At 59.6% G+C, this 17,718-nt stretch carries 18 protein-coding genes, 1 pseudogene and 1 riboswitch; of the genes and pseudogenes, 8 read left to right on the top strand and 11 right to left on the bottom strand.

Going from position 1 to position 17,718, the window contains the following annotated elements; translation table 11 throughout:
* Positions 1 to 16 precede the first annotated feature (16 nt).
* The 4 genes from QO011_RS16145 to QO011_RS16130 form a co-directional block, all read right to left on the bottom strand.
* Positions 17 to 1,021, bottom strand: coding sequence for a substrate-binding domain-containing protein (locus tag QO011_RS16145; protein ID WP_307273884.1), 1,005 nt, complete (start codon positions 1,019 to 1,021; stop codon positions 17 to 19).
* A 10-nt stretch (positions 1,022 to 1,031) separates the two neighbouring features.
* The gene (gene tetH, locus QO011_RS16140; RefSeq protein WP_307273883.1) at positions 1,032 to 1,826 is read right to left on the bottom strand and encodes a thiosulfate dehydrogenase; all 795 of its coding nucleotides are present in this window, start codon (positions 1,824 to 1,826) and stop codon (positions 1,032 to 1,034) included.
* A 152-nt stretch (positions 1,827 to 1,978) separates the two neighbouring features.
* On the bottom strand, positions 1,979 to 2,860 hold the full coding sequence (locus tag QO011_RS16135) for a LysR family transcriptional regulator (protein WP_307274235.1): 882 nt from the start codon (positions 2,858 to 2,860) through the stop codon (positions 1,979 to 1,981).
* Between the two features lie 32 nt (positions 2,861 to 2,892).
* The gene (locus QO011_RS16130; RefSeq protein ID WP_307273880.1) at positions 2,893 to 4,068 is read right to left on the bottom strand and encodes a TDT family transporter; all 1,176 of its coding nucleotides are present in this window, start codon (positions 4,066 to 4,068) and stop codon (positions 2,893 to 2,895) included.
* A gap of 214 nt (positions 4,069 to 4,282) precedes the next feature.
* Here QO011_RS16130 and QO011_RS16125 point away from each other — a divergent pair, with 214 nt between their 5' ends.
* The 7 genes and pseudogenes from QO011_RS16125 (at position 4,283) to cyoD (ending at position 10,726) form a co-directional block, all read left to right on the top strand.
* Positions 4,283 to 5,047: a substrate-binding domain-containing protein gene (locus tag QO011_RS16125; RefSeq protein WP_307273878.1), complete on the top strand. Its 765-nt coding sequence runs from the start codon at positions 4,283 to 4,285 to the stop codon at positions 5,045 to 5,047.
* A 123-nt stretch (positions 5,048 to 5,170) separates the two neighbouring features.
* Positions 5,171 to 6,394, top strand: coding sequence for a molybdopterin-dependent oxidoreductase (locus tag QO011_RS16120; protein WP_307273877.1), 1,224 nt, complete (start codon positions 5,171 to 5,173; stop codon positions 6,392 to 6,394).
* An 11-nt stretch (positions 6,395 to 6,405) separates the two neighbouring features.
* On the top strand, positions 6,406 to 6,729 hold the full coding sequence (locus tag QO011_RS16115; RefSeq protein ID WP_307273875.1) for a c-type cytochrome: 324 nt from the start codon (positions 6,406 to 6,408) through the stop codon (positions 6,727 to 6,729).
* A 96-nt stretch (positions 6,730 to 6,825) separates the two neighbouring features.
* Positions 6,826 to 7,674: a ubiquinol oxidase subunit II gene (gene cyoA / locus QO011_RS16110; RefSeq protein WP_307273873.1), complete on the top strand. Its 849-nt coding sequence runs from the start codon at positions 6,826 to 6,828 to the stop codon at positions 7,672 to 7,674.
* A pseudogene (gene cyoB / locus QO011_RS16105) lies at positions 7,674 to 9,653 on the top strand (cytochrome o ubiquinol oxidase subunit I); the annotation flags it as partial. The gene cyoA and the pseudogene cyoB, both read left to right, overlap by 1 nt.
* Positions 9,654 to 9,680: 27 nt before the next feature.
* Entirely contained in the window at positions 9,681 to 10,325 is a 645-nt protein-coding gene (locus QO011_RS16100) for a cytochrome (ubi)quinol oxidase subunit III (protein WP_307274231.1), read from the top strand.
* The gene (gene cyoD / locus QO011_RS16095; RefSeq protein WP_307273870.1) at positions 10,322 to 10,726 is read left to right on the top strand and encodes a cytochrome o ubiquinol oxidase subunit IV; all 405 of its coding nucleotides are present in this window, start codon (positions 10,322 to 10,324) and stop codon (positions 10,724 to 10,726) included. The genes QO011_RS16100 and cyoD overlap by 4 nt, the downstream gene beginning before the upstream one ends.
* Here cyoD and QO011_RS16090 read toward each other — a convergent pair.
* The 5 genes from QO011_RS16090 to QO011_RS16070 all read right to left on the bottom strand — a co-directional run bounded on the left by QO011_RS16090 (position 10,701) and on the right by QO011_RS16070 (position 14,451).
* Positions 10,701 to 11,339: a uracil-DNA glycosylase gene (locus QO011_RS16090; protein ID WP_307273868.1), complete on the bottom strand. Its 639-nt coding sequence runs from the start codon at positions 11,337 to 11,339 to the stop codon at positions 10,701 to 10,703. The two genes, cyoD and QO011_RS16090, sit on opposite strands and share 26 nt — an antisense overlap.
* Positions 11,340 to 11,363: 24 nt before the next feature.
* Positions 11,364 to 11,789, bottom strand: a complete 426-nt coding sequence (gene crcB / locus QO011_RS16085) for a fluoride efflux transporter CrcB (RefSeq protein WP_307274228.1) — start codon at positions 11,787 to 11,789, stop codon at positions 11,364 to 11,366.
* Between the two features lie 8 nt (positions 11,790 to 11,797).
* Positions 11,798 to 12,007 (bottom strand): hypothetical protein, encoded by a 210-nt coding sequence (locus QO011_RS16080; RefSeq protein ID WP_307273865.1) that lies wholly within the window; start codon positions 12,005 to 12,007, stop codon positions 11,798 to 11,800.
* On the bottom strand, positions 12,004 to 12,774 hold the full coding sequence (locus QO011_RS16075) for a COG4280 domain-containing protein (protein ID WP_307273862.1): 771 nt from the start codon (positions 12,772 to 12,774) through the stop codon (positions 12,004 to 12,006). The genes QO011_RS16080 and QO011_RS16075 overlap by 4 nt, the downstream gene beginning before the upstream one ends.
* A 94-nt stretch (positions 12,775 to 12,868) precedes the next feature.
* Positions 12,869 to 12,939: riboswitch (Fluoride riboswitch) on the bottom strand.
* Positions 12,940 to 13,095: 156 nt separating this feature from the next.
* Positions 13,096 to 14,451 (bottom strand): tyrosine-type recombinase/integrase, encoded by a 1,356-nt coding sequence (locus QO011_RS16070; RefSeq protein WP_307273859.1) that lies wholly within the window; start codon positions 14,449 to 14,451, stop codon positions 13,096 to 13,098.
* Between the two features lie 530 nt (positions 14,452 to 14,981).
* On the opposite strand from QO011_RS16070, the gene QO011_RS16065 reads away from it, so the two are divergent.
* Positions 14,982 to 15,545 carry an SOUL family heme-binding protein gene (locus QO011_RS16065; protein ID WP_307273856.1) on the top strand — a complete coding sequence of 188 codons (564 nt, stop codon included), beginning with the start codon at positions 14,982 to 14,984 and terminating at the stop codon, positions 15,543 to 15,545.
* A gap of 390 nt (positions 15,546 to 15,935) precedes the next feature.
* Here the strand turns inward: QO011_RS16065 and QO011_RS16060 are convergent, their stop codons facing one another.
* Positions 15,936 to 16,805: a DUF6671 family protein gene (locus QO011_RS16060; protein WP_307273853.1), complete on the bottom strand. Its 870-nt coding sequence runs from the start codon at positions 16,803 to 16,805 to the stop codon at positions 15,936 to 15,938.
* Positions 16,805 to 17,710: a sulfate adenylyltransferase subunit CysD gene (gene cysD, locus QO011_RS16055; RefSeq protein ID WP_307273850.1), complete on the bottom strand. Its 906-nt coding sequence runs from the start codon at positions 17,708 to 17,710 to the stop codon at positions 16,805 to 16,807. The genes QO011_RS16060 and cysD overlap by 1 nt, the downstream gene beginning before the upstream one ends.
* Between the last annotated feature and the right edge of the window lie 8 nt (positions 17,711 to 17,718).

Here is a 17,718-nt window from a genome sequence, read left to right as displayed (position 1 = left end):
TTATCGAAAGAGAAGTTCAGTTCTGCCCGGCGTAAGGCTTGAAGCCATAGCGCTCGAATATGCTCAGCGCTTCGGGGGAATGAATGAACTCGAGCCACGCCTTCGCGGCTTCGCCGTGAGCGCTACCTTTGACGACCGCGCCGGCATAGACGGCCGTTACGTTTTCATTCTCCGGTATGTCGACATGGGCGATCGGATGTCCGGCCAGCTCCTGAAAGAGGGCCTCCGATTTCCAGGTCACGCCCGCGTCGGCGAAGCCTTGCATCAGGAACAGCGGTGTTTGGCGATGATGGATATGGGTCAGCGTGGTTGAGCCGTCCTTGACCTTCGTGCCGTACACAGCGTCGGCAAGCTTATCGCCCCCGGCCTTGGCAAGAGCGGCCTTGATCTGACGCGCCACGCCTTCGAACTCGGGGTTGGGCATAGCGAGTCTGACGCCGGCCTTACCGAGATCCTGGAGGCTATCGATCTTCGCTGGATTGGCCTTCGGCACCATCATGGTCAAGGTATTGGTGACGTAGGGCACGGGCGGCCCATCAAGAAGGCCTTCGTCGATCAGACTCTGAACCTTTTTGAGACCCGCAAAGTAAGCATCCGGCCTTACCACGAAAGTCATGTTGCCGACCGTGATGCGACCGTGAGCCTTCATCTGATCGACCAGTAATCCTGGTGGTATCGTCTCCCAGAACAACCGGCCCTTATATTCCGGGTGTGAAGCTTCGAATGCCTTCACCAACGGCGCCATGGCGAAGTAATAGTTTCCGCCGACAAAGAGCACGAGCTCGGGATTCGTGAGATCGCCGTGGAAATCGGCCATGTCGTCGATTTCCGGAACGGTGAATGCCAAGCCGCGATCTGTGGCGTCATTGTTCCGGCCGTCCTGCCAGGGTGGAAAAACGTCGACCGCGAAGCCCGGCACCTTCATGGCGTCTGAAGAAGGTTCGGCGGCATTAGACGCACCTGCCCCAGAGACCAAGCAAACGGCTGAGGCCAATGTTGCGATGAACAGTGATTTGAGCATCGTGAGCGCCTTACTTCGCATAGTGGAAGCCGGCTTGCTGCAATTCGGGCAGCGTACCCACCGCGCCAGGTGTAAGCACGACGCCGGGGATGAGATGGTTGGTCAACTCAGCCGCCAACGCTTCATGGCTGAGCTTGTCTGGGTTGACATTCGCTTTGAGTAGCCCGGCCGCTTCCTCCCAGATAGCATTGTGACAGGACATGAACACGACGCCGCGGCTCATCAGCGCGGGAATGGAGTTGTCTTCCGGCGAGAAAGCTCCCGCTGGATCTTCGTAGTTCTCGAGACTTGCGGACTGCGCTTTCTTTTCAACGATCAGGGTATTCGTCTGGAATTTGTCGCCGGCAAGTTTGGCGAGTTGGTATTTGTCCCAGATCGATTGATCGTAAAGCGCCAGGTGGGCTGTTCCATGAGTCGCAGAGACCGCCAGAAAATCAGGATGCTTGAACGACCAAATCTGCGCGTTCAGCGCGTTGCGCATCAGATTGAGCCAGGGGCTGGCGATGTCGGTATTGTCCCACACCTGCTTCGCCTTTGACTGATAGGCGATGACGTCCGAAAGCGCTTCGTGGTCCCATTGGTCCGGAGATGTCAGAATCATCGGAACCGTCTTGAAGTCTCGGCGGCGAGGCGCTTTGGCGAGGCGATCGGTCAACTCCCGCAACGCGTTTGAGCCTGTGGGAAGAAGCGCGCTGTCGTTGCTCTTGGCATCCGCCGGCGCTGAAGGGGCGACAAATGCGGCGCCGATGCCCGCTGCGAGACCGAGTTGAAGCGCCTGGCGACGTTGAAGTGTGGTTCCGATCATCTTGCGTCCTCCTATTGACAACTTGGAAGGAGAACGCGCTCGGGGCCAGAAGGGCTTCGCGATAAGATCGATCGTCGTTCAAGAACGATCATATGACGCGTCGAAGGACACCTGCTCGACAGCGCCAAATGGAGAAATTGTCGGAACGAATTTCAATGCGGATCGATAATTCCAAGCAACGCTTGGCCCGCCTGGCTCTGATATCTTTCGTTGTGGCGCAGCACGTGAAACTCACGATCGGGCAACTGGACGCCTACGTCGTAGAGCAAACCTGCTTCGATCCCGGCCGCGACGACGCTCGCCGACAGCGCTGTGGCGCCCATGCCTGCTTCCACTGCTGACCTGACAGCTTCGTTGGAGGGAAGTTCGAGCGCGATGCGAAGCTTGGTGAAGTCGACCTTCTTTGCGCGTAGCGCCTCTTCGAACTCGGATCGAGTTCCAGAGCCGGGTTCTCTGAGCACCCAATCCGTGTCGTGCAAATCATCGAACGTGACCGGCTGTTGCTTTGACCAGGGATGTTCGTGGCCCACGACGACCATCATTTGATCGCGCGCGATCGTTTCGCTGGCGAGGGAGGGGTCTTCAATATGTCCCTCCACAAATCCGAGTTCGCTTGTGCCGTCTCGGACAAAGCCGGCAACCTGAGACGTGTTTCCGATGATGAGCTTGACTTCGACACCCGGATACGCTCGGCGATAAGCGACCAGATGTCGCGCGAGCCAGTAACTGGCTATCGTTTGACTGGCCGCTACAGCCAGCGTACCGCGCTTGAGACCGCCGAGTTCCGATAGCACCAGTTCGGCTGCCTCCGCGCGCGCGAGAACGGTCTGAGCCTCCTTGAGAAAAAGACGGCCGGTCTCCGTAAGCTCAATTCCTCGACCGACGCGGTGGAACAGCTTCGCCCCATGCCGCGCCTCCAGTGCGGCGACGTGGGCGCTCACCGCCGATTGCGCCAGGTTCAGGGCCTCGGCGGCGCGCGTCACATGCTGCCGCTCGGCGACGGCTACGAAAACCCGGAGCTGTTCCAATGTCATGGTCATAATATCGCATCCGACTTGCGAGGCGGCTAGACAGCATCCGCCTCAAAGTCGGAAGGAATCGACCCGGTAATCAGACAAGGCGACACGAAGAGCGAGCGGTTACAGGCTCCACGAAGTGTGCGCGCGGCGATGATGAGCCAAAACAGGGCCAGGCAGCCGACCAAGACCCCGCCGGTCGCAGCCAGAAAGCCAATCTGGGTCTGCCGAGCCAGCGTCAGGGTCGCCACTGCATAAACGCCGAGCGGGAAGGTGAAACCCCACCAGCCGATGTTGAACGGCATGCCCTCGCGGATGTAGCGGATTGTCGTCAGCACCGCGAGCAGAAGCCACCAGGCGCCATAGCCCCACATGACAGCGCCACCGATGATGCCGATGCCGTGCGCGACATCGCCTATGGCAGGCATACCCGCCTGCGCAAAGACCGCGGGAGCGTCGGCCCCCAGCAAAAGCAACCCCAACGAGCCGGTCCCGATCGGCCCGAGCGCGAGCCAGCCGGACGCCGCCATGTCGCGGTGGGGCAGCTTATGCAGCACCAGCCGCAGCACGAGGATGACCAGCACGCTCATCGCGAGCGGGACTGAAAATGCCCATAACGCGTAGCCTAAGATCAGCATGTGCAGGGCGGCCGCGCCGGTGAGGTGCGGGACCAGCAGACCCGCGCTCGAGGCCGCGACTTCCGCGGCAACGATGGGCAGCAGCCAGACCGCCGTCATCTTCTCCACGCTATGGTCCTGCCGCGTGAACATCAGGAAGGGAATAAGAACGCCGCAGGCGACGGATAGCGTGGCGTCGAGCCACCAGAGCGCCTGGGCGATCGATACCGCGGTTTCGCCCCAGCGCTGGATACCGAATGCGAGGAAGCCGTTAATGATCGTCGCCAAGCCCATCGGGATGGCCCCAAAGAACATCGACACCACCGAATGCCCGAAAACGCGCATGGCCTCGCTGGAAAACAGGATCCAGCGTGTGACGTAGAGGCACGTAAAAGCTGTGAACAAGCCGATATTGAGGAGCCAAAGCGCGTCGGCGACGGCACGCAGGCCGGGAATATTGATGGGCGCCTGGTTCAAGGCGAGCGCCAGTATTCCTGTTCCCATCGTGACGGTGAACCAGTTCGGCGTGAACTGACGGACGATTTCTAGCCGGCCTGAAAGCCGTGCGCTGTTGGCGATTGCCTGAGTGGGCATCACGGTCTCCGACATGAGGGCTCCGATGTCTGCGGGTTTTATGTGAGTTTCTCGGACAATCACGGATTCATCCAACGGCGATGCGCGCACGCATTGATCATGTTTGGCGATGGATCAGGGATCAAGAAAGGTCGGATCGATCTTGAATGGCGTTCAGACTGATCGCGATCAGCGGATGGAACCAGACCAGCTGTAGGCCCATATCGGGTAATTCGAAGCGGAGGCGTCGATGAAGCAGTTTGCAACGGCCGCATTGGTCTTAGCCGCGATTTCTTGGGGAGGCTCCAGCTTTGCTGCAGAGCCGTTGCACGTTTACGGGCCGGGCGGTCCCCTGCCGGCAATGAATGAAGCCGCGGCTACCTTCGGTAAGGCGCATGGGATTGATGTGATCGTCACCGCGGGGCCGACGCCCCAATGGGTCGACAAGGCGAAGCAGGACGCAGACGTCATCTTCAGCGGGTCCGAAGTTATGATGTCGGATTTCATCAAGGCCGTGCCCGACATTGATCCATCATCGGTCAAGCCGCTCTACCTGCGTGCCGCCGCTATCCTCGTCAGGCCGGGCAATCCCGGACATATCCAAGGCCTCGCGGATCTGTTGAAGCCTGGCCACCGGATCATAGTCGTGAACGGCGCCGGGCAACAGGGCCTTTGGGAGGACGTCGCGGGCCGAAGGGGCGACATAGAGAGCGTCAAAGCGTTTCGCTCCAACATCGCGGTTGTCGCGGGCAACAGCGCGGAGGCCAAAGCGGCCTGGACGAAGGATCCGACGCTTGATGCGTGGCTGATCTGGACGATTTGGCAAAAGGCAAATCCGACATTGGCGGATCAGGTAGCGGTCGAGCCCGATTACGCGATCTACCGAGACGCGGGCGTTGCGCTGACCGAGCGTGGCCAGACCCGCATGGAGGCTAAGCAGTTTGTCCAATTCCTGGAATCGCCCCAAGGGGCAAAGATCTTCCAGAAATGGGGGTGGATCATTCCTCACAATTGAAGACCACGTCGATTATCGATCGCTGCGCCAGATCATTCCATGCGTCCTCAAAGCTTGGACCGATATTCGACGAGTTGGTAGCCTCGAACAAATCGCATAGAACGAAGGTCAGGGAGAAAGCGCATGAGTATCGGCAACATGGTATTCGATAGGCGTCGTGTGCTCGGCTACAGTGGACTTGCGCTCCTTGCCGCCAGCCGTCCGGCCTGGGCCCAATCGATCGTACGGCTCGGCCTGCCTGGCGGTCCTGACGAACGTTCGATCGTCACCAACTTCCCGCACAAAGGACCGATGATCCTGCAGCGGTCGCGCCCGCCGCTGTTGGAGACGCCATTTGAAGTGTTTGATAAGGGCGTTTTCACGCCCAACGACCAATTTTATGTGCGCTGGCATTGGGCAGTCATTCCGACCGAGGTGGACGTCGATAAGTTCCGCCTCGCCGTTCATGGACACGTCAATCAGACAGTTTCTCTCTCGCTGAAGGACGTCATGGCTCTGCCGCGCGTCGAGATGGCGGCGGTCAATCAGTGTTCAGGGAACTCGCGGGGGCTGTTCGAACCCCGCGTGCCGGGAGCGCAATGGGCAAACGGCTCCATGGGAAATGCGAAGTGGACTGGGGTAAGGCTCAAGGATGTCCTCGATCGCGCCGGCGTGAAAAGCGGCGCCGTTCAGGTGCGGCTAAACGGTCTCGACGAACCGGTTGTCCCTGACGGCCCCGACTTCATGAAGTCGCTCGATATCGATCATGCGCGCGATGGCGAGGTCATGATCGCTTACGCGATGAACGGAGAACAACTTCCCCTCCTGAACGGCTTCCCGCTGCGCCTCATCGTCCCCGGATGGTACGCCACCTATTGGGTGAAGGCCCTCAGCGACATCGAGGTGCTGGATAAGCCCGACGATAATTTCTGGATGAAGACGGCGTACACCATACCCGACACACCCCATGCCGACATCAAGCCTGGTCAGACGGGCGTCAAGATGGTGCCGATCAACAAGATGGTGCCGCGTTCGTTCATTACAAACGTCGCGCCGAACCAGAAGCTTCCGGCCGGAACGCCGACGCAAGTTCGTGGCATCGCCTTCGGAGGTGATACAGGCGTCGCCAAGGTCGATCTGTCATCGGACGATGGAAAGTCCTGGCAAGCTGCCAAGCTCGGCAAGGATGAAGGGAAATACAGCTTCCGTCAGTGGGAGCTTCCGATCACGCTGACTGACAAGGGCAATAAGACCCTAATGATCCGCTGCACCAACACTGACGGCGACATCCAGCCCGCCCAACCGAATTGGAATCCCTCGGGCTTCATGCGCAACGTCATTGAAGCGACATCCGTCATCGTGAGCTGAGGAGACATGTCATGCAACGCACGATCTTCCTGCCGCTCCTTCTGTTCGCTTTCGCCGCTCCGAACATCGCTGGCGCGCAAACTTTGACGTTGAAGTCCGATTCGATCGACGTGCCCGATCGAGCAACCATGTTTACAGGCCCCGGTTCGGACGTGGTCAACAATAACTGCGTCGCCTGTCACTCGGCCGGCATGATCTTGACCCAGCCGAAGCTGCCTGAGGCGACGTGGAAAGCCGAAGCCGAAAAGATGATCCATGTCTACAAGGCGCCGGTCGACGACAAAGATGTTCCAGCAATCGTTGACTATCTGACGAAGCTGAAAGCCGCCCCATAATACTGGAAGGGCTGAGTTTTGAGCCGGAATGATCGATGCCAGCAAAGATGGACAGCGAGAGCGAGCACGAGGCTCGCAGTCGGGCTGCTGCCCGCGATGTCGCTCGCAGGATGCTCGGGCGTTCTTGACCCGCAAGGACCGGTAAGCCTTTCCGAGAAGCTGATCCTATTCGACTCGCTCGCCATCATGTTGGTTATCGTTGTTCCGACAATAATTGCGACCTTGGCGTTCGCATGGTGGTTTCGCGCCTCGAACGTCCGGGCGCGCTATCAGCCGTATTGGGCCTTTTCCGGCACCCTCGAACTGATTGTATGGGCGATCCCGGTACTGGTCATTACGTTTCTCGGCGGTATCGCGTGGTTTGGTTCGCACGCCTTGGACCCCTATGTAGCGCTTCCTTCAAAGGAGAAGCCTATTGAGGTCGAGGTCGTGTCGCTCGATTGGAAGTGGTTGTTCATCTATCCTGATGACCACGTGGCGACGGTCAATCAGCTGGTCATTCCCGCCGGAAGGCCCGTCCACTTCAAGCTGACATCCTCTGGCGTGATGAACAGCTTTTTTGTGCCGCAGCTCGGCAGCCAGATTTACACCATGGCGTCTATGACTTCGCAAGTCAGCCTGCAGGCGGACCAGCCGGGAACGTATCCCGGCCTTTCCGCTCAGTTCAGTGGCGAGGGGTTTTCCGACATGCATTTCGACGTCCGCGCCGTCGCATCGGATCAATTCGCACAATGGCTCGCCAGCGTTCAGGGCTCGGGCCCGGTGCTCGACAAGGCCGCGTACGACGAACTTGCGAAACCGAGCAAGAATGTGCCGCCCAGCACCTACAGCAACGTCGATCCAAAGCTGTTCGACGATGTCGTCGCGGGCGATCTGAATCGTCCGGGCATCGAGGGGGGCCACGGCGGCCAAGACACTCCGCCGGCCGCGACGAAGGAACCATAATGCTTGGCAAATTAAGTTGGTCCGCGATCCCCTTCGATCAGCCCATTCCACTGGTCGCCTCGCTCGTGGTCATGACCGCTGTACTGGCGACCCTTGGTTGGGTATTCGCCAAAGGCTACGCGCCCTATCTGTGGCGCGAATGGATCACGTCGGTCGACCATAAGCGGATCGGCGTGATGTACTGCGGCCTCGCGCTGCTGATGCTGATCCGCGGCTTCATCGACGCCTTGATGATGCGCGCGCAGCAGGCGATCGCATTTCATTCTCAGGGTTACCTGCCGGCGGAGCATTACGACCAGATCTTCTCCGCGCATGGTACGATCATGATCTTCTTCGTCGCGATGACGTTCATGATCGGGCTCATGAACTTCGCCGTGCCGTTGCAACTCGGCGTGCGCGACGTCGCGTTCCCGACATTCAACTCGGTAAGCCTCTGGCTGACCGCGTCGGCTGTGCTGCTCGTCAACATCTCGCTGTTCGTCGGTGAGTTCGCCCAGACTGGCTGGCTCGTTTATCCGCCGCTATCGGAATTGGGTTTCTCGCCCGGGGTCGGCGTCGATTACTATCTGTGGGCGATCCAGATATCGGGGGTCGGGACGCTGCTAACCGGCGTCAATTTCATCGCCACCATCCTGAAGATGCGCGCGCCGGGCATGACGCTGACCCGCATGCCGATCTTCTGCTGGACGGCGCTCGCGGCAAGTCTGCTCATCGTCGCTGCCTTTCCGATCCTGACGGCCGTGCTCGGCATGCTGCTGCTGGATCGCTATCTCGACTTCCATTTCTTCACCGTCGGGGCCGGCGGCAACCCGATGATGTACATCAACCTCATCTGGGCCTGGGGACATCCTGAGGTCTACATCCTCATCCTGCCGGCTTTCGGCGTGTTCTCCGAAGTCATCTCGACATTCTCCGGTAAGCCGCTGTTCGGCTATCGCTCGATGATCGTCGCCACGATGGCGATCTGTGTCCTCTCGTTCATGGTGTGGCTGCACCACTTCTTCACCATGGGCGCAGGCGCCGACGTCAACGGCTTTTTCGGCATCACGACGATGATCATCGCGGTGCCGACGGGCGTGAAAATCTTCAACTGGCTGTTCACGATGTGGGGCGGACGCGTGCGTTTCTCGCCGCCGATGCTGTGGTCGCTCGCCTTCATGACAACCTTCACCATCGGCGGCATGACCGGCGTGCTGCTTGCGGTGCCGCCGGCCGACTTCGTGCTGCACAACTCACTTTTTCTAGTCGCTCACTTCCACAACGTCGTCATCGGAGGTGTCCTCTTTGGCGCCTTTGCCGGCTACACCTACTGGTTCCCCAAGGCATTCGGCTTCAAGCTGGATGAATGGTGGGGCAAAGTCGCCTTCTGGTTCTGGGTCGTAGGCTTCTACGTCGCTTTCATGCCGCTCTATGTGCTCGGCCTGGAAGGCATGACCCGCCGCATGCAGCATTACGATGTCGCCGCTTGGCATCCCTGGCTCGTTGTGGCGGCAATTGGCGCCGTGCTCATTCTGTGCGGCATCGTCTCCCAGATCATTCAGATCGTCGTTTCGATCCGCAACCGCGAGGCCTTGCGAGACCTGACGGGAGACCCCTGGGACGGACGCACGCTGGAATGGATCACGGGCTCGCCCCCGCCGGCCTACAATTTCGCGGTGCTGCCAAATGTCGAAGGGGAAGAGGCCTATTGGGGCATCAAGCAGAAAGCGCTGGAGCAGCGCCGCCTGACCGACCTACCGGACTACCAAGCAATCGAACTTCCAAAGAACAGCCCGACCGGGTTCGTGGTCGCGTTCTTCGCGGTGGTCGCCGGATTCGCTCTCATCTGGCACATCTGGTGGCTGGTGATCGTCGGCCTGATCGGCGCTTTCGCGGTTTTTGTTGTCTTCGCCTGGCGCGACCACGCCGAATACGAGATGCCCGCGGCTGAGGTTGCCCGCATCGATCATCAACGGCGTGAGGCTCGCATCGCGCTCGTCGAGGGACGGGAGCCGCACATCAGCGCCGTGCCTCATGACGCGTCAGTCGCTCAGGACCCGCACAAACTCGGCCCCCGTGCGGAGCCCGATGGCGGGTGGAAAGGCCCTGCCACGAAGCGCATCATCACCGCCTATGGCTTCTGGATCTTCCTCCTCTCGGACTTTGTTCTGTTTTCTGGATTCTATGCGTCCTATGCAGTGCTATCTCATGCGACAGCCGGCGGCCCCAATCCTGCTCAACTCTTCGATCTGAAGACGGTAGCGCTCGAAACTACCTTCCTGCTTCTTTCCAGCGTCGCCTGCGGCATGGCGACAATTGCCAGCAATGTTCGCAATATGCTGTGGACGCAGGTTGGCTATTTGATCACTGGCCTCTTGGGATTTGCTTTTCTGGTCCTGGAGGTCAGCGAGTTTGCAAAGATGCTTGCGGCAGGAGCAGGCCCGGATCGCAGCGGCTTCCTTTCCGCGTTTTTCGCGCTGGTCGGACTGCACGGCGTGCACGTCACAGTCGGGTTGCTATGGCTCGGCACGATGATGGCGCAGTTCTGGGCCAAGGGTTTTCGGCCGGACATCATGCGCAGAGGGCTATGCTTCGCGCTGTTCTGGCATGCGCTCGACATCATCTGGGTCGGAATTTTCACGAATGTCTATCTTTTGGGAACAAGCCCATGAGCATGCATGGACACGCAAATTCAAACATTGATACCGCGCCCGGCGATCAGGAGCCTGGCACCCATGACGTCGCCAGTGCGATCCGAAATTACCTGATTGGCTTCGTGCTCGCCGCCGGGTTGACCGCCGGATCGTTCTGGGTCGCGAGCGGCACGGGCCTGATCTATACGCCCGGCGTGCCCATGGCCCTGGCTGCGTTCGCGATCGCCCAGATGGGCGTACATCTCGCATTCTTCCTGCACATCACGACAGGACCCGACAATCTCAACAACGTCCTCGCGCTTGCGTTCGGCGTGCTCATCGTCGGCATCGTCATCGCCGGTTCGCTATGGATCATGTATCACCTGAACGCGAACATGATGGTGCCTGGCAATCTCATGGACATGCGCATGCAGCCTTGAGTCCGAGGATCGTGGCGGCGCTATTCACAGCAAGTGTGATGCGTGTGCTGATATCCGGGTTCGTGCAGACATTGGCCGGGCTGGGATGAGGCATCGTGTGAACAGCCAATCCCGGCCTCCGCGCGGTTATCGTTTCCGCCGATCGCTGGGCGATGCGGCCAGCGAGTAGCACAACTTCAAGACGCGGCAAGCGATCCATGAGGCCGGGCACGGTCTTGAGGCCTTCTGCAATTTCCGCCTCGCGGAGCGGGCGGTTTTTGTCTCCAGGAGAGTGAACGATCCAGGGTACTGCGTTCCAAAGCACGGTCTCGCGCCGAGGTATGGCAGCGACGCCGAGGAAATGTCGGAGATTGCGTGCTGTGCCGGTCTTGTTGTCGCGCGACACGAAGCGAACCGGAGCATCGCCGGGACCTGGCGTCTCGAGCAAGATCAGAAGCCTAGCGTCTGCGCCGCCATCCAGCGGATCGAAATGCGGCAGCCGCCGGCCTCGTTCTTCAAGCTCCTCGCGCCAACGTTCCAGCTCCGCAAACCGCACATTATTGAGAAGCGCCAAACGCTTAACCGGCAGAATTGTCTGCGGTTCGAACCTGAACGTATTTGCGGGTTTAGGCATGTGATCTGCGGATGCGCAAAAAAATTATCCGTCCTCCTCAATCGCGATTTGTGCGACCTGTTGCGCGCCACCATTCAATCTTGCTGCAATGCCATGGCCGAGCGCTACGGCTCCGAGACAGAGACCGACAGAGAGGCCGACATTCAACAGGGCTCGGTTCCAAGCGCCGGCCCTTAAAAGGTCGAGGGTTTGGAGACTGAATGACGAAAAGGTCGTGAAGCCGCCGCAGATACCAACCATGACGAACAAACGCGCGATTTCAGGGAGAGGATGTTTGCCAGTGGCCAGGGTCAAGGTCCCGACGAAGCCGATGATGAAGGAGCCGAGAATGTTGATGCCGATCGTGCCGAGCGGAAGCGTGCGGCTGAAGGGTAGTGCCCAGATCGCGATCCAGTATCGGGCTATCGTCCCAATTGCGCCGCCGAGGCCAACCCATAACGTGATCATCATCGGGTTCATCAGCGCTCTCCAGCCCGACGCACGGCACTTCGCGCGAGTATCACGATAAGACCGGCGAAGAGGATTGCTGGCCGTATGGCAGACGGCAAAGAGAAGTGCGGCAACAGAAGGGCGCATGCGAGCAGCCACACCACCGTCATCAGCGCCAGCCAACCATCATCCACAAAGAGGCCGGCCAGTTCCGCCCACACAATTTCGAGCCAGCTCATGTCGTTTTCCTCGGGAAACGTGGGCTGCTTTCGCGGACCCTGCGGCAAATCGAAACCAGGGCAAGGGCAGCCGCCAGATAGCCCGCGTTCAGCGCGATGAGGGAAAGGTCAGCCCCGGGCCATTCGAAGCTCATCCCCTCGCCGACCCAAAATGTGCCAAAGGAGCAGAGCAGGAGTCCGACAACGAACTTGAGCGTGTTTTCGGGGATCATCGCGACCGGCCGATGCAGGATGAAACCCAACAGAATGACCAGCACCAGCGCGGCGATCGCTCCCATGGCAGCCGGCATAAGCAACGTAGATCCAGCACCACCCATGGCGACCACGATGAAGACGACCTCGACGCCCTCGATCATCGTAATCTTGAACGATGCGCTGACGGCAATGCGATCCCAAGTGTTCGGCAGGCCGCCGAGCTGCCGCAAGGCCGCGCTCTCCTTAGCAAAGGCTTCATCTTCGTCATGAAGCGGAAGGACGCCGGCCGCCCGCAATATTGCTTTCCGGAGCCAGCGCATGCCGAAAAGGAGAACGAGGGATCCGAGGGCGAGGAGAACTACGTTCTCGGGAATCCGCGTGATCGCCGGGCCGAGGATGACCACCAACAGCGTTAGAGCGACAAGTGCGAGCGCGGCACCGCCCAGTGCGCCTCGCCAGCCACGCACCGCGCCGACAGCGAGCACAACTGTCAGCGCCTCAGTGCATTCGACAAGAGAGGCGAGAAACGCCGCCAAGATGGTTGGAGCTGCATGCGTCCAGTCTGTCGCCATTCTCGCCTCGTCCGGTCCCTCATGCGGTTACGCATGAAAAAGCCCACCTTGAGGTGGGCTTACGTCCTTCGGACAAGCTCCCACCGCGATCGATCTCGCAGTAGGAGTCATCAGCTTCGCCACAGGGGAAAAGCGGTTATGGGGGACCCCATCCCCCCAAGAAAAATGGCGCAATTGCCTACAAGAGGCAAGTTCCGGTCGCGGAACGGGCTGGGGCGTGAAGTGGCGCACTTTGCGGCAAGCAGGCCGGTCGACCGTAGAGGACGATTTACGATGTCGTGTGCTCTTCATTGGTCAGCTCGCCAAACTGTGGCGACCGATTCATGATGACTTGCTCCCCAGCATCAAATCGTCGGTCGACGTATTGCTAATCTGCTTAAGAAAACGAGCTAAAGCTGCCTTCCTGACACCACGATCGAGCGCGTAAGATGTGTACTTAAACTCCATGCCATCAAGAAGGCCCTTGATATAGCCAGAAATCGTGTCGGCCGCGATAATGAGAGCTGAGTCCAGAGTATGAATATATTTGCTAGTGACGGAGCCCCGCGAGTGCCCGATCAACGCAGCGATGGTGGCCTCTGTAAATCCTAGGTCATTCGCGACACTTGCAAAGCTATGCCGAAGGACATGCGGCGTGACTTCTGACAAGGCTGTGTTATCAAATATCTTCTCCCAGTGATTGGGAAAGCTGCCGAAAGGGTTGTCCTCCTCGCCTCCTGGGAAGACGTAAGTCTTTGAAATCTTCGCGCCGCGCTCCTCAAGGTATTCCACGACAGGCAAGCCAATCGGACGGACGGACGCTCCCTCTTTGCTGTCGGCGAGGCGTAAACAGCTTGATCCAATGTCGACTTCTGCCCAGCGAAGCGCCACGATCTCAGATCGACGGCATCCGGTGAGCGCGAGTTGCCGAATGATCTCTACCGTCCTCCGGTATTTGTCGTCCTTGCTTGCCTCACGGAGAAGCGAGCCCAGCTCTCGATACTCTGAGTCATCGAGGCGTCGAGTTCGCACGTTATCTTTTGGTCGTCGAACCCCGTGCACCGGATTGGCTTCTATAATTCCCGCCTCAATCGCGTAAGTCAGTATACCACCGAGAAGCCCGACAGTACGCGAGGCTGCCCCCGCGCCGCCTCGTACGATGGATCTGCCCCGCAATTTTCCCGTCTTGAAGCTGCAATTGGTTTTACCAGCTATCACATCTTTCAGGACCTTATTGACATCCGCCTTAGTGACATCCTTCACCCGCCGCGTCCCGACCAGCGGAATGATGTGGCGATGGATTCGACCGATGTCGCAGAGGATGGTTGTCGGTTTTTTTGGCCGTCCGCCTTTGCCCATGATCAAGCCGGCGTTCAGGTCATCGAGGTAGAGTTTGCAAAGCTCCTTGACCGTGATGGCCTGATGATTGAGCTGCCGCTGTTCCGACGGATCTTCCCCACTCACTATCTTGCCGAAGAGAACCTTTGCTTGCTGTCGTGCGCGCTCAGGCGTCCAGAATCCATGTAGCCCGATCGTGAACCGCCGAGAGCGGCCAGCAAACCTGTAATGAATGACATAGCTGCGCTTGCCCGAAGTATACACGCGGAGTCCCAGGCCAGGCAGTTCGTCGTCCCAAATGAAATAATCCTTCACCCGCGCCTTTGCGGAATCCGCGATACGTTTTGTAAGTTTCGGCATGGGTTGTGACCGGCTTGTTCCTTGGCGAACGCGCCAAGGAAGCGCCGGGAACGAGGAGCGAGAAAAGGGCAAGTCGCTGGGCTGATTTGCTTGGCGAGATTCATTTCTATTTCAGCGACTTACATGGAGCAGCATGACTGTGTTAACCCATGCAGCTAACTATATCCCTCCGAAGGTGGAGGCCACACGTTCGAATCGTGTCGGGTGCGCCATTTCTAAGAAATAGCCGTCGACCGTGGGGTAAGCTTGGGCGGCGTTCCTATATTGAACGGCGGCGATGCGGCCCGCTAAATTGTAGAGCGATCATAGCGACCAGCTTTCGAGCATTACATCACAGGTAGCGAGAGAACGGCGTCATCCGCCTCGACCGCCGAGTTCGGCGGGGTCGGTGAAAGCGGTTGCGACGTGGATCCCCAATCGCCATTTCCGATCTCATTGGGTGGATGCCGCGGGAAAAATCGGTTGCGATGAGCTTGAGACAATTTGGGCTGTTGGTCGCCTTGGCGATCGTGGCGATCGGAAGTCCTGCAATGGCTGTCGAAGAACCCTCTTTCCAAACCGTCATGCATGATGGCGCGTTCGAGGTCAGGGTTTATCCCCGGCTGATCGTGGCCGAAGTCACTGTGTCTGGAGATCAGAAGGAAGCAGCCAGCAAAGGATTTCGTCTGCTAGCTGGCTATATATTCGGTGGAAATAAGCGCCGCCAAACGATCGCCATGACTGCTCCCGTGGCTCAACAGCCGGTCAGTGAGAAGATCGCGATGACGGCCCCCGTCACCCAGACGAAAGTCGCCGACAGCTGGGTCGTCAGGTTCACCATGCCGAGCGCCTTCACGACAATCGAGATGCTTCCCGAGCCCAACGATCCGCGAGTGACATTGCGTTCGTTGCCGGCGACACGGGTCGCGGTGCTGCGTTTCTCAGGCTTGGCGCGCAGAAGCGAAGTCGAAGCCAAAGACACGGAACTTCTTGCCGCAGTCAGATCTCATCATTTGCAGCCAATCGGGCCGGTCACGCTAGCTCAATACAATCCGCCTTGGACGCCTTGGTTCATGCGCCGGAACGAGGTCATGGTCGCTCTGGCGCCCGGATAACCGGCGGTCTACCCGGGCGAACCGGCCCGCCCCGCCTTAGCTCCCGTAACGCCAGGTTCAGAACTCAGCGATAAGCATGGGGTTTGGCCTGGTTCGTGGGGTGTCCAGTCGGCTCTGAGCGGGACCTACCTACGCAAACATCCCGGCAATCAGGGCCTCTGACCGTTTCCGCAGAACGAGATTGAGGATTTCGAGGTCGTTGAGCACGGCTATGGGGTCGCGCGGCAATGCCTCCTGCAAAGCCGTCTTCAACCAATCACTCATGCCGGGATGTTCGAGTATGAAAGCAATGTGCGCGTCAGACTCGAACTGAGGGCCATCCCCTGAAGTACCTCCTGCTACACTCTCAACCATTGGCTTCGCTCCGATGATAATTTGGCGCATCGACGCCTAGGGATTGCATCCATCGCACTGTCCGGGATCTGCCGTCGTCTGATCGCAGGCCGGTCGCTCAAGCCTGTGACCACATGATCGGCAGGTGAGAACGTTGGTCATGACAACGCGGGTCGGCTCGCCGCACCAAGCGCACGGCAGGCCGGGAACACGCTCGGTCACGTCGAATCCCGGGTAGTCGCAGTCCGGGCAACGGCTGTGAAAGCGGCGCACGAGGTCATTTGTGGCCCGTTCGATCGCGGCCATTCGGGTTGGGTTCCGATGGGCGCGCATGTCGGTTTCGACAAAGGCGGCGCCGCACCTGCTACACGCCTCCCGCACCGCGGACGCGAGCGTGTCATGGTCCGTGACGTCCTTCCGCAGAAGGACTTCCGGCGCCGGCTGGTCATCGCGGCATCCCATGACGATCAAACCATGCTCCGGGAACCTGACGCGTTCGGCGAATGCAATGACTTCATCGAAATCGCGCGCGACCACATGCGCGAAATTGGTTTCCGGGCTCGCGTCGTAGCCGATGAGTTCCAGACCATTGTCGCGGTCGACCATCAGAACCAGTTCGCGGCCGAGCGCCAGGAAGGGAATGTGGGGATGTGGTCCGAAGCTGCCCTCGCTCGCCAATCCAACGCGCGCGCTAGGAGCCCGGTCAAACCCAGCGGCGATCTTCGCCTTCGCTGCGTCGAGTTGCGAGCCGCTCCGTTCGACCTCGCGACTGAACGTGCCGAACCGATCCGTATCGACAGATCGGGCCAGTTCAACGCGCAGGCCCAGCCCTTCTCGCAGGATTGGAGCAATGACACGCTCTTTGGCGTGCATCGTGGTCAGCACCGCCTGTATGTCGTGATAATTCCACAGCCTTGAGCCCGCCATCAGAAATAGCCTTCGCGCTTTTTCTGTTCGAGCGAGCCGCCATCCTCGCCGTCGCTGATGCGTCCCTGCCGCTCGGATGAGGATGCTCTGAGGGTTTCGTCCACGACGGACCGCAGGTCGGAGGCATCGGATTCGATGGCGCCCGTCACTGGCCAGCAGCCGAGCGTGCGAAAACGCACCTTGCGGATGGACGTCTGCTCGCCGGGGAGGAACCGCATCCGGCTTTCGTCATCGACCACGATGAAGGCGCCGCCGCGTTCGACCACAGGGCGTGGAGCGGCATAGTAGAGCGGCGCGAGCTCGATATCGTTGAGCAGGGCGTAAGCCCAAATGTCCGTCTCGGTCCAATTGGACAGGGGGAAGACCCGCGCGGTTTGGCCCTTGGCGAGGCGCGCGTTGTAGAGTTTCCAGAGCTCGGGGCGCTGCTGGCGCGGCTCCCAAGCGTGCGCCGCGTTCCGGATCGAGACGATGCGCTCCTTGGCGCGTGACTTCTCTTCGTCGCGGCGAGCCCCGCCGAAGATGATGTCGTACCCGCCGGCATCGAGCGCCGCCTTCAACGGCTCCGTGCGCATGACCGTGGTGTACCGCTCCCCGTGGTCGAACGGGTTGATGCCCGCGGCTCGTCCCTCCTCATTGGCGTGCGCGATGAGACGCAAGCCGTGCTTGCTGGCGAAAGCGTCCCGAAATTCGATCAGCGATCGGAATTCCCAGGTCGAGTCGACATGGAGCAAGGGAAACGGCGGCGTACCCGGATAGAAGGCTCGGATGGCGAGATGCGCCATCACCGTCGAGTCCTTGCCGGCCGAGAACAGCATCACAGGGTTTCGCGCTTCGGCGACCACTTCACGGATGATGTGGATCGCCTCGGACTCCAGCGCGGCGAGATGGTTTGCGGCTCGGGTCATGACCTTGG

The sequence above is a fragment of the Labrys wisconsinensis genome (assembly GCF_030814995.1).
GTDB lineage: Bacteria > Pseudomonadota > Alphaproteobacteria > Rhizobiales > Labraceae > Labrys > Labrys wisconsinensis.
Note: the sequence above shows the minus strand (reverse complement) of the source record. Positions and strands in the feature narration are given on the sequence as shown.

Coding starts and splice junctions, on each gene's coding strand:
- QO011_RS16145 (WP_307273884.1), bottom strand. CDS start 1,021: ATGCTCAAATCACTGTTCATCGCAACATTGGCCTCAGCCGTTTGCTTG.
- tetH (WP_307273883.1), bottom strand. CDS start 1,826: ATGATCGGAACCACACTTCAACGTCGCCAGGCGCTTCAACTCGGTCTC.
- QO011_RS16135 (WP_307274235.1), bottom strand. CDS start 2,860: ATGACATTGGAACAGCTCCGGGTTTTCGTAGCCGTCGCCGAGCGGCAG.
- QO011_RS16130 (WP_307273880.1), bottom strand. CDS start 4,068: ATGTCGGAGACCGTGATGCCCACTCAGGCAATCGCCAACAGCGCACGG.
- QO011_RS16125 (WP_307273878.1), top strand. CDS start 4,283: ATGAAGCAGTTTGCAACGGCCGCATTGGTCTTAGCCGCGATTTCTTGG.
- QO011_RS16120 (WP_307273877.1), top strand. CDS start 5,171: ATGAGTATCGGCAACATGGTATTCGATAGGCGTCGTGTGCTCGGCTAC.
- QO011_RS16115 (WP_307273875.1), top strand. CDS start 6,406: ATGCAACGCACGATCTTCCTGCCGCTCCTTCTGTTCGCTTTCGCCGCT.
- cyoA (WP_307273873.1), top strand. CDS start 6,826: ATGTCGCTCGCAGGATGCTCGGGCGTTCTTGACCCGCAAGGACCGGTA.
- cyoD (WP_307273870.1), top strand. CDS start 10,322: ATGAGCATGCATGGACACGCAAATTCAAACATTGATACCGCGCCCGGC.
- QO011_RS16090 (WP_307273868.1), bottom strand. CDS start 11,339: ATGCCTAAACCCGCAAATACGTTCAGGTTCGAACCGCAGACAATTCTG.
- crcB (WP_307274228.1), bottom strand. CDS start 11,789: ATGATGATCACGTTATGGGTTGGCCTCGGCGGCGCAATTGGGACGATA.
- QO011_RS16080 (WP_307273865.1), bottom strand. CDS start 12,007: ATGAGCTGGCTCGAAATTGTGTGGGCGGAACTGGCCGGCCTCTTTGTG.
- QO011_RS16075 (WP_307273862.1), bottom strand. CDS start 12,774: ATGGCGACAGACTGGACGCATGCAGCTCCAACCATCTTGGCGGCGTTT.
- QO011_RS16070 (WP_307273859.1), bottom strand. CDS start 14,451: ATGCCGAAACTTACAAAACGTATCGCGGATTCCGCAAAGGCGCGGGTG.
- QO011_RS16065 (WP_307273856.1), top strand. CDS start 14,982: ATGGCTGTCGAAGAACCCTCTTTCCAAACCGTCATGCATGATGGCGCG.
- QO011_RS16060 (WP_307273853.1), bottom strand. CDS start 16,805: ATGGCGGGCTCAAGGCTGTGGAATTATCACGACATACAGGCGGTGCTG.
- cysD (WP_307273850.1), bottom strand. CDS start 17,710: ATGACCCGAGCCGCAAACCATCTCGCCGCGCTGGAGTCCGAGGCGATC.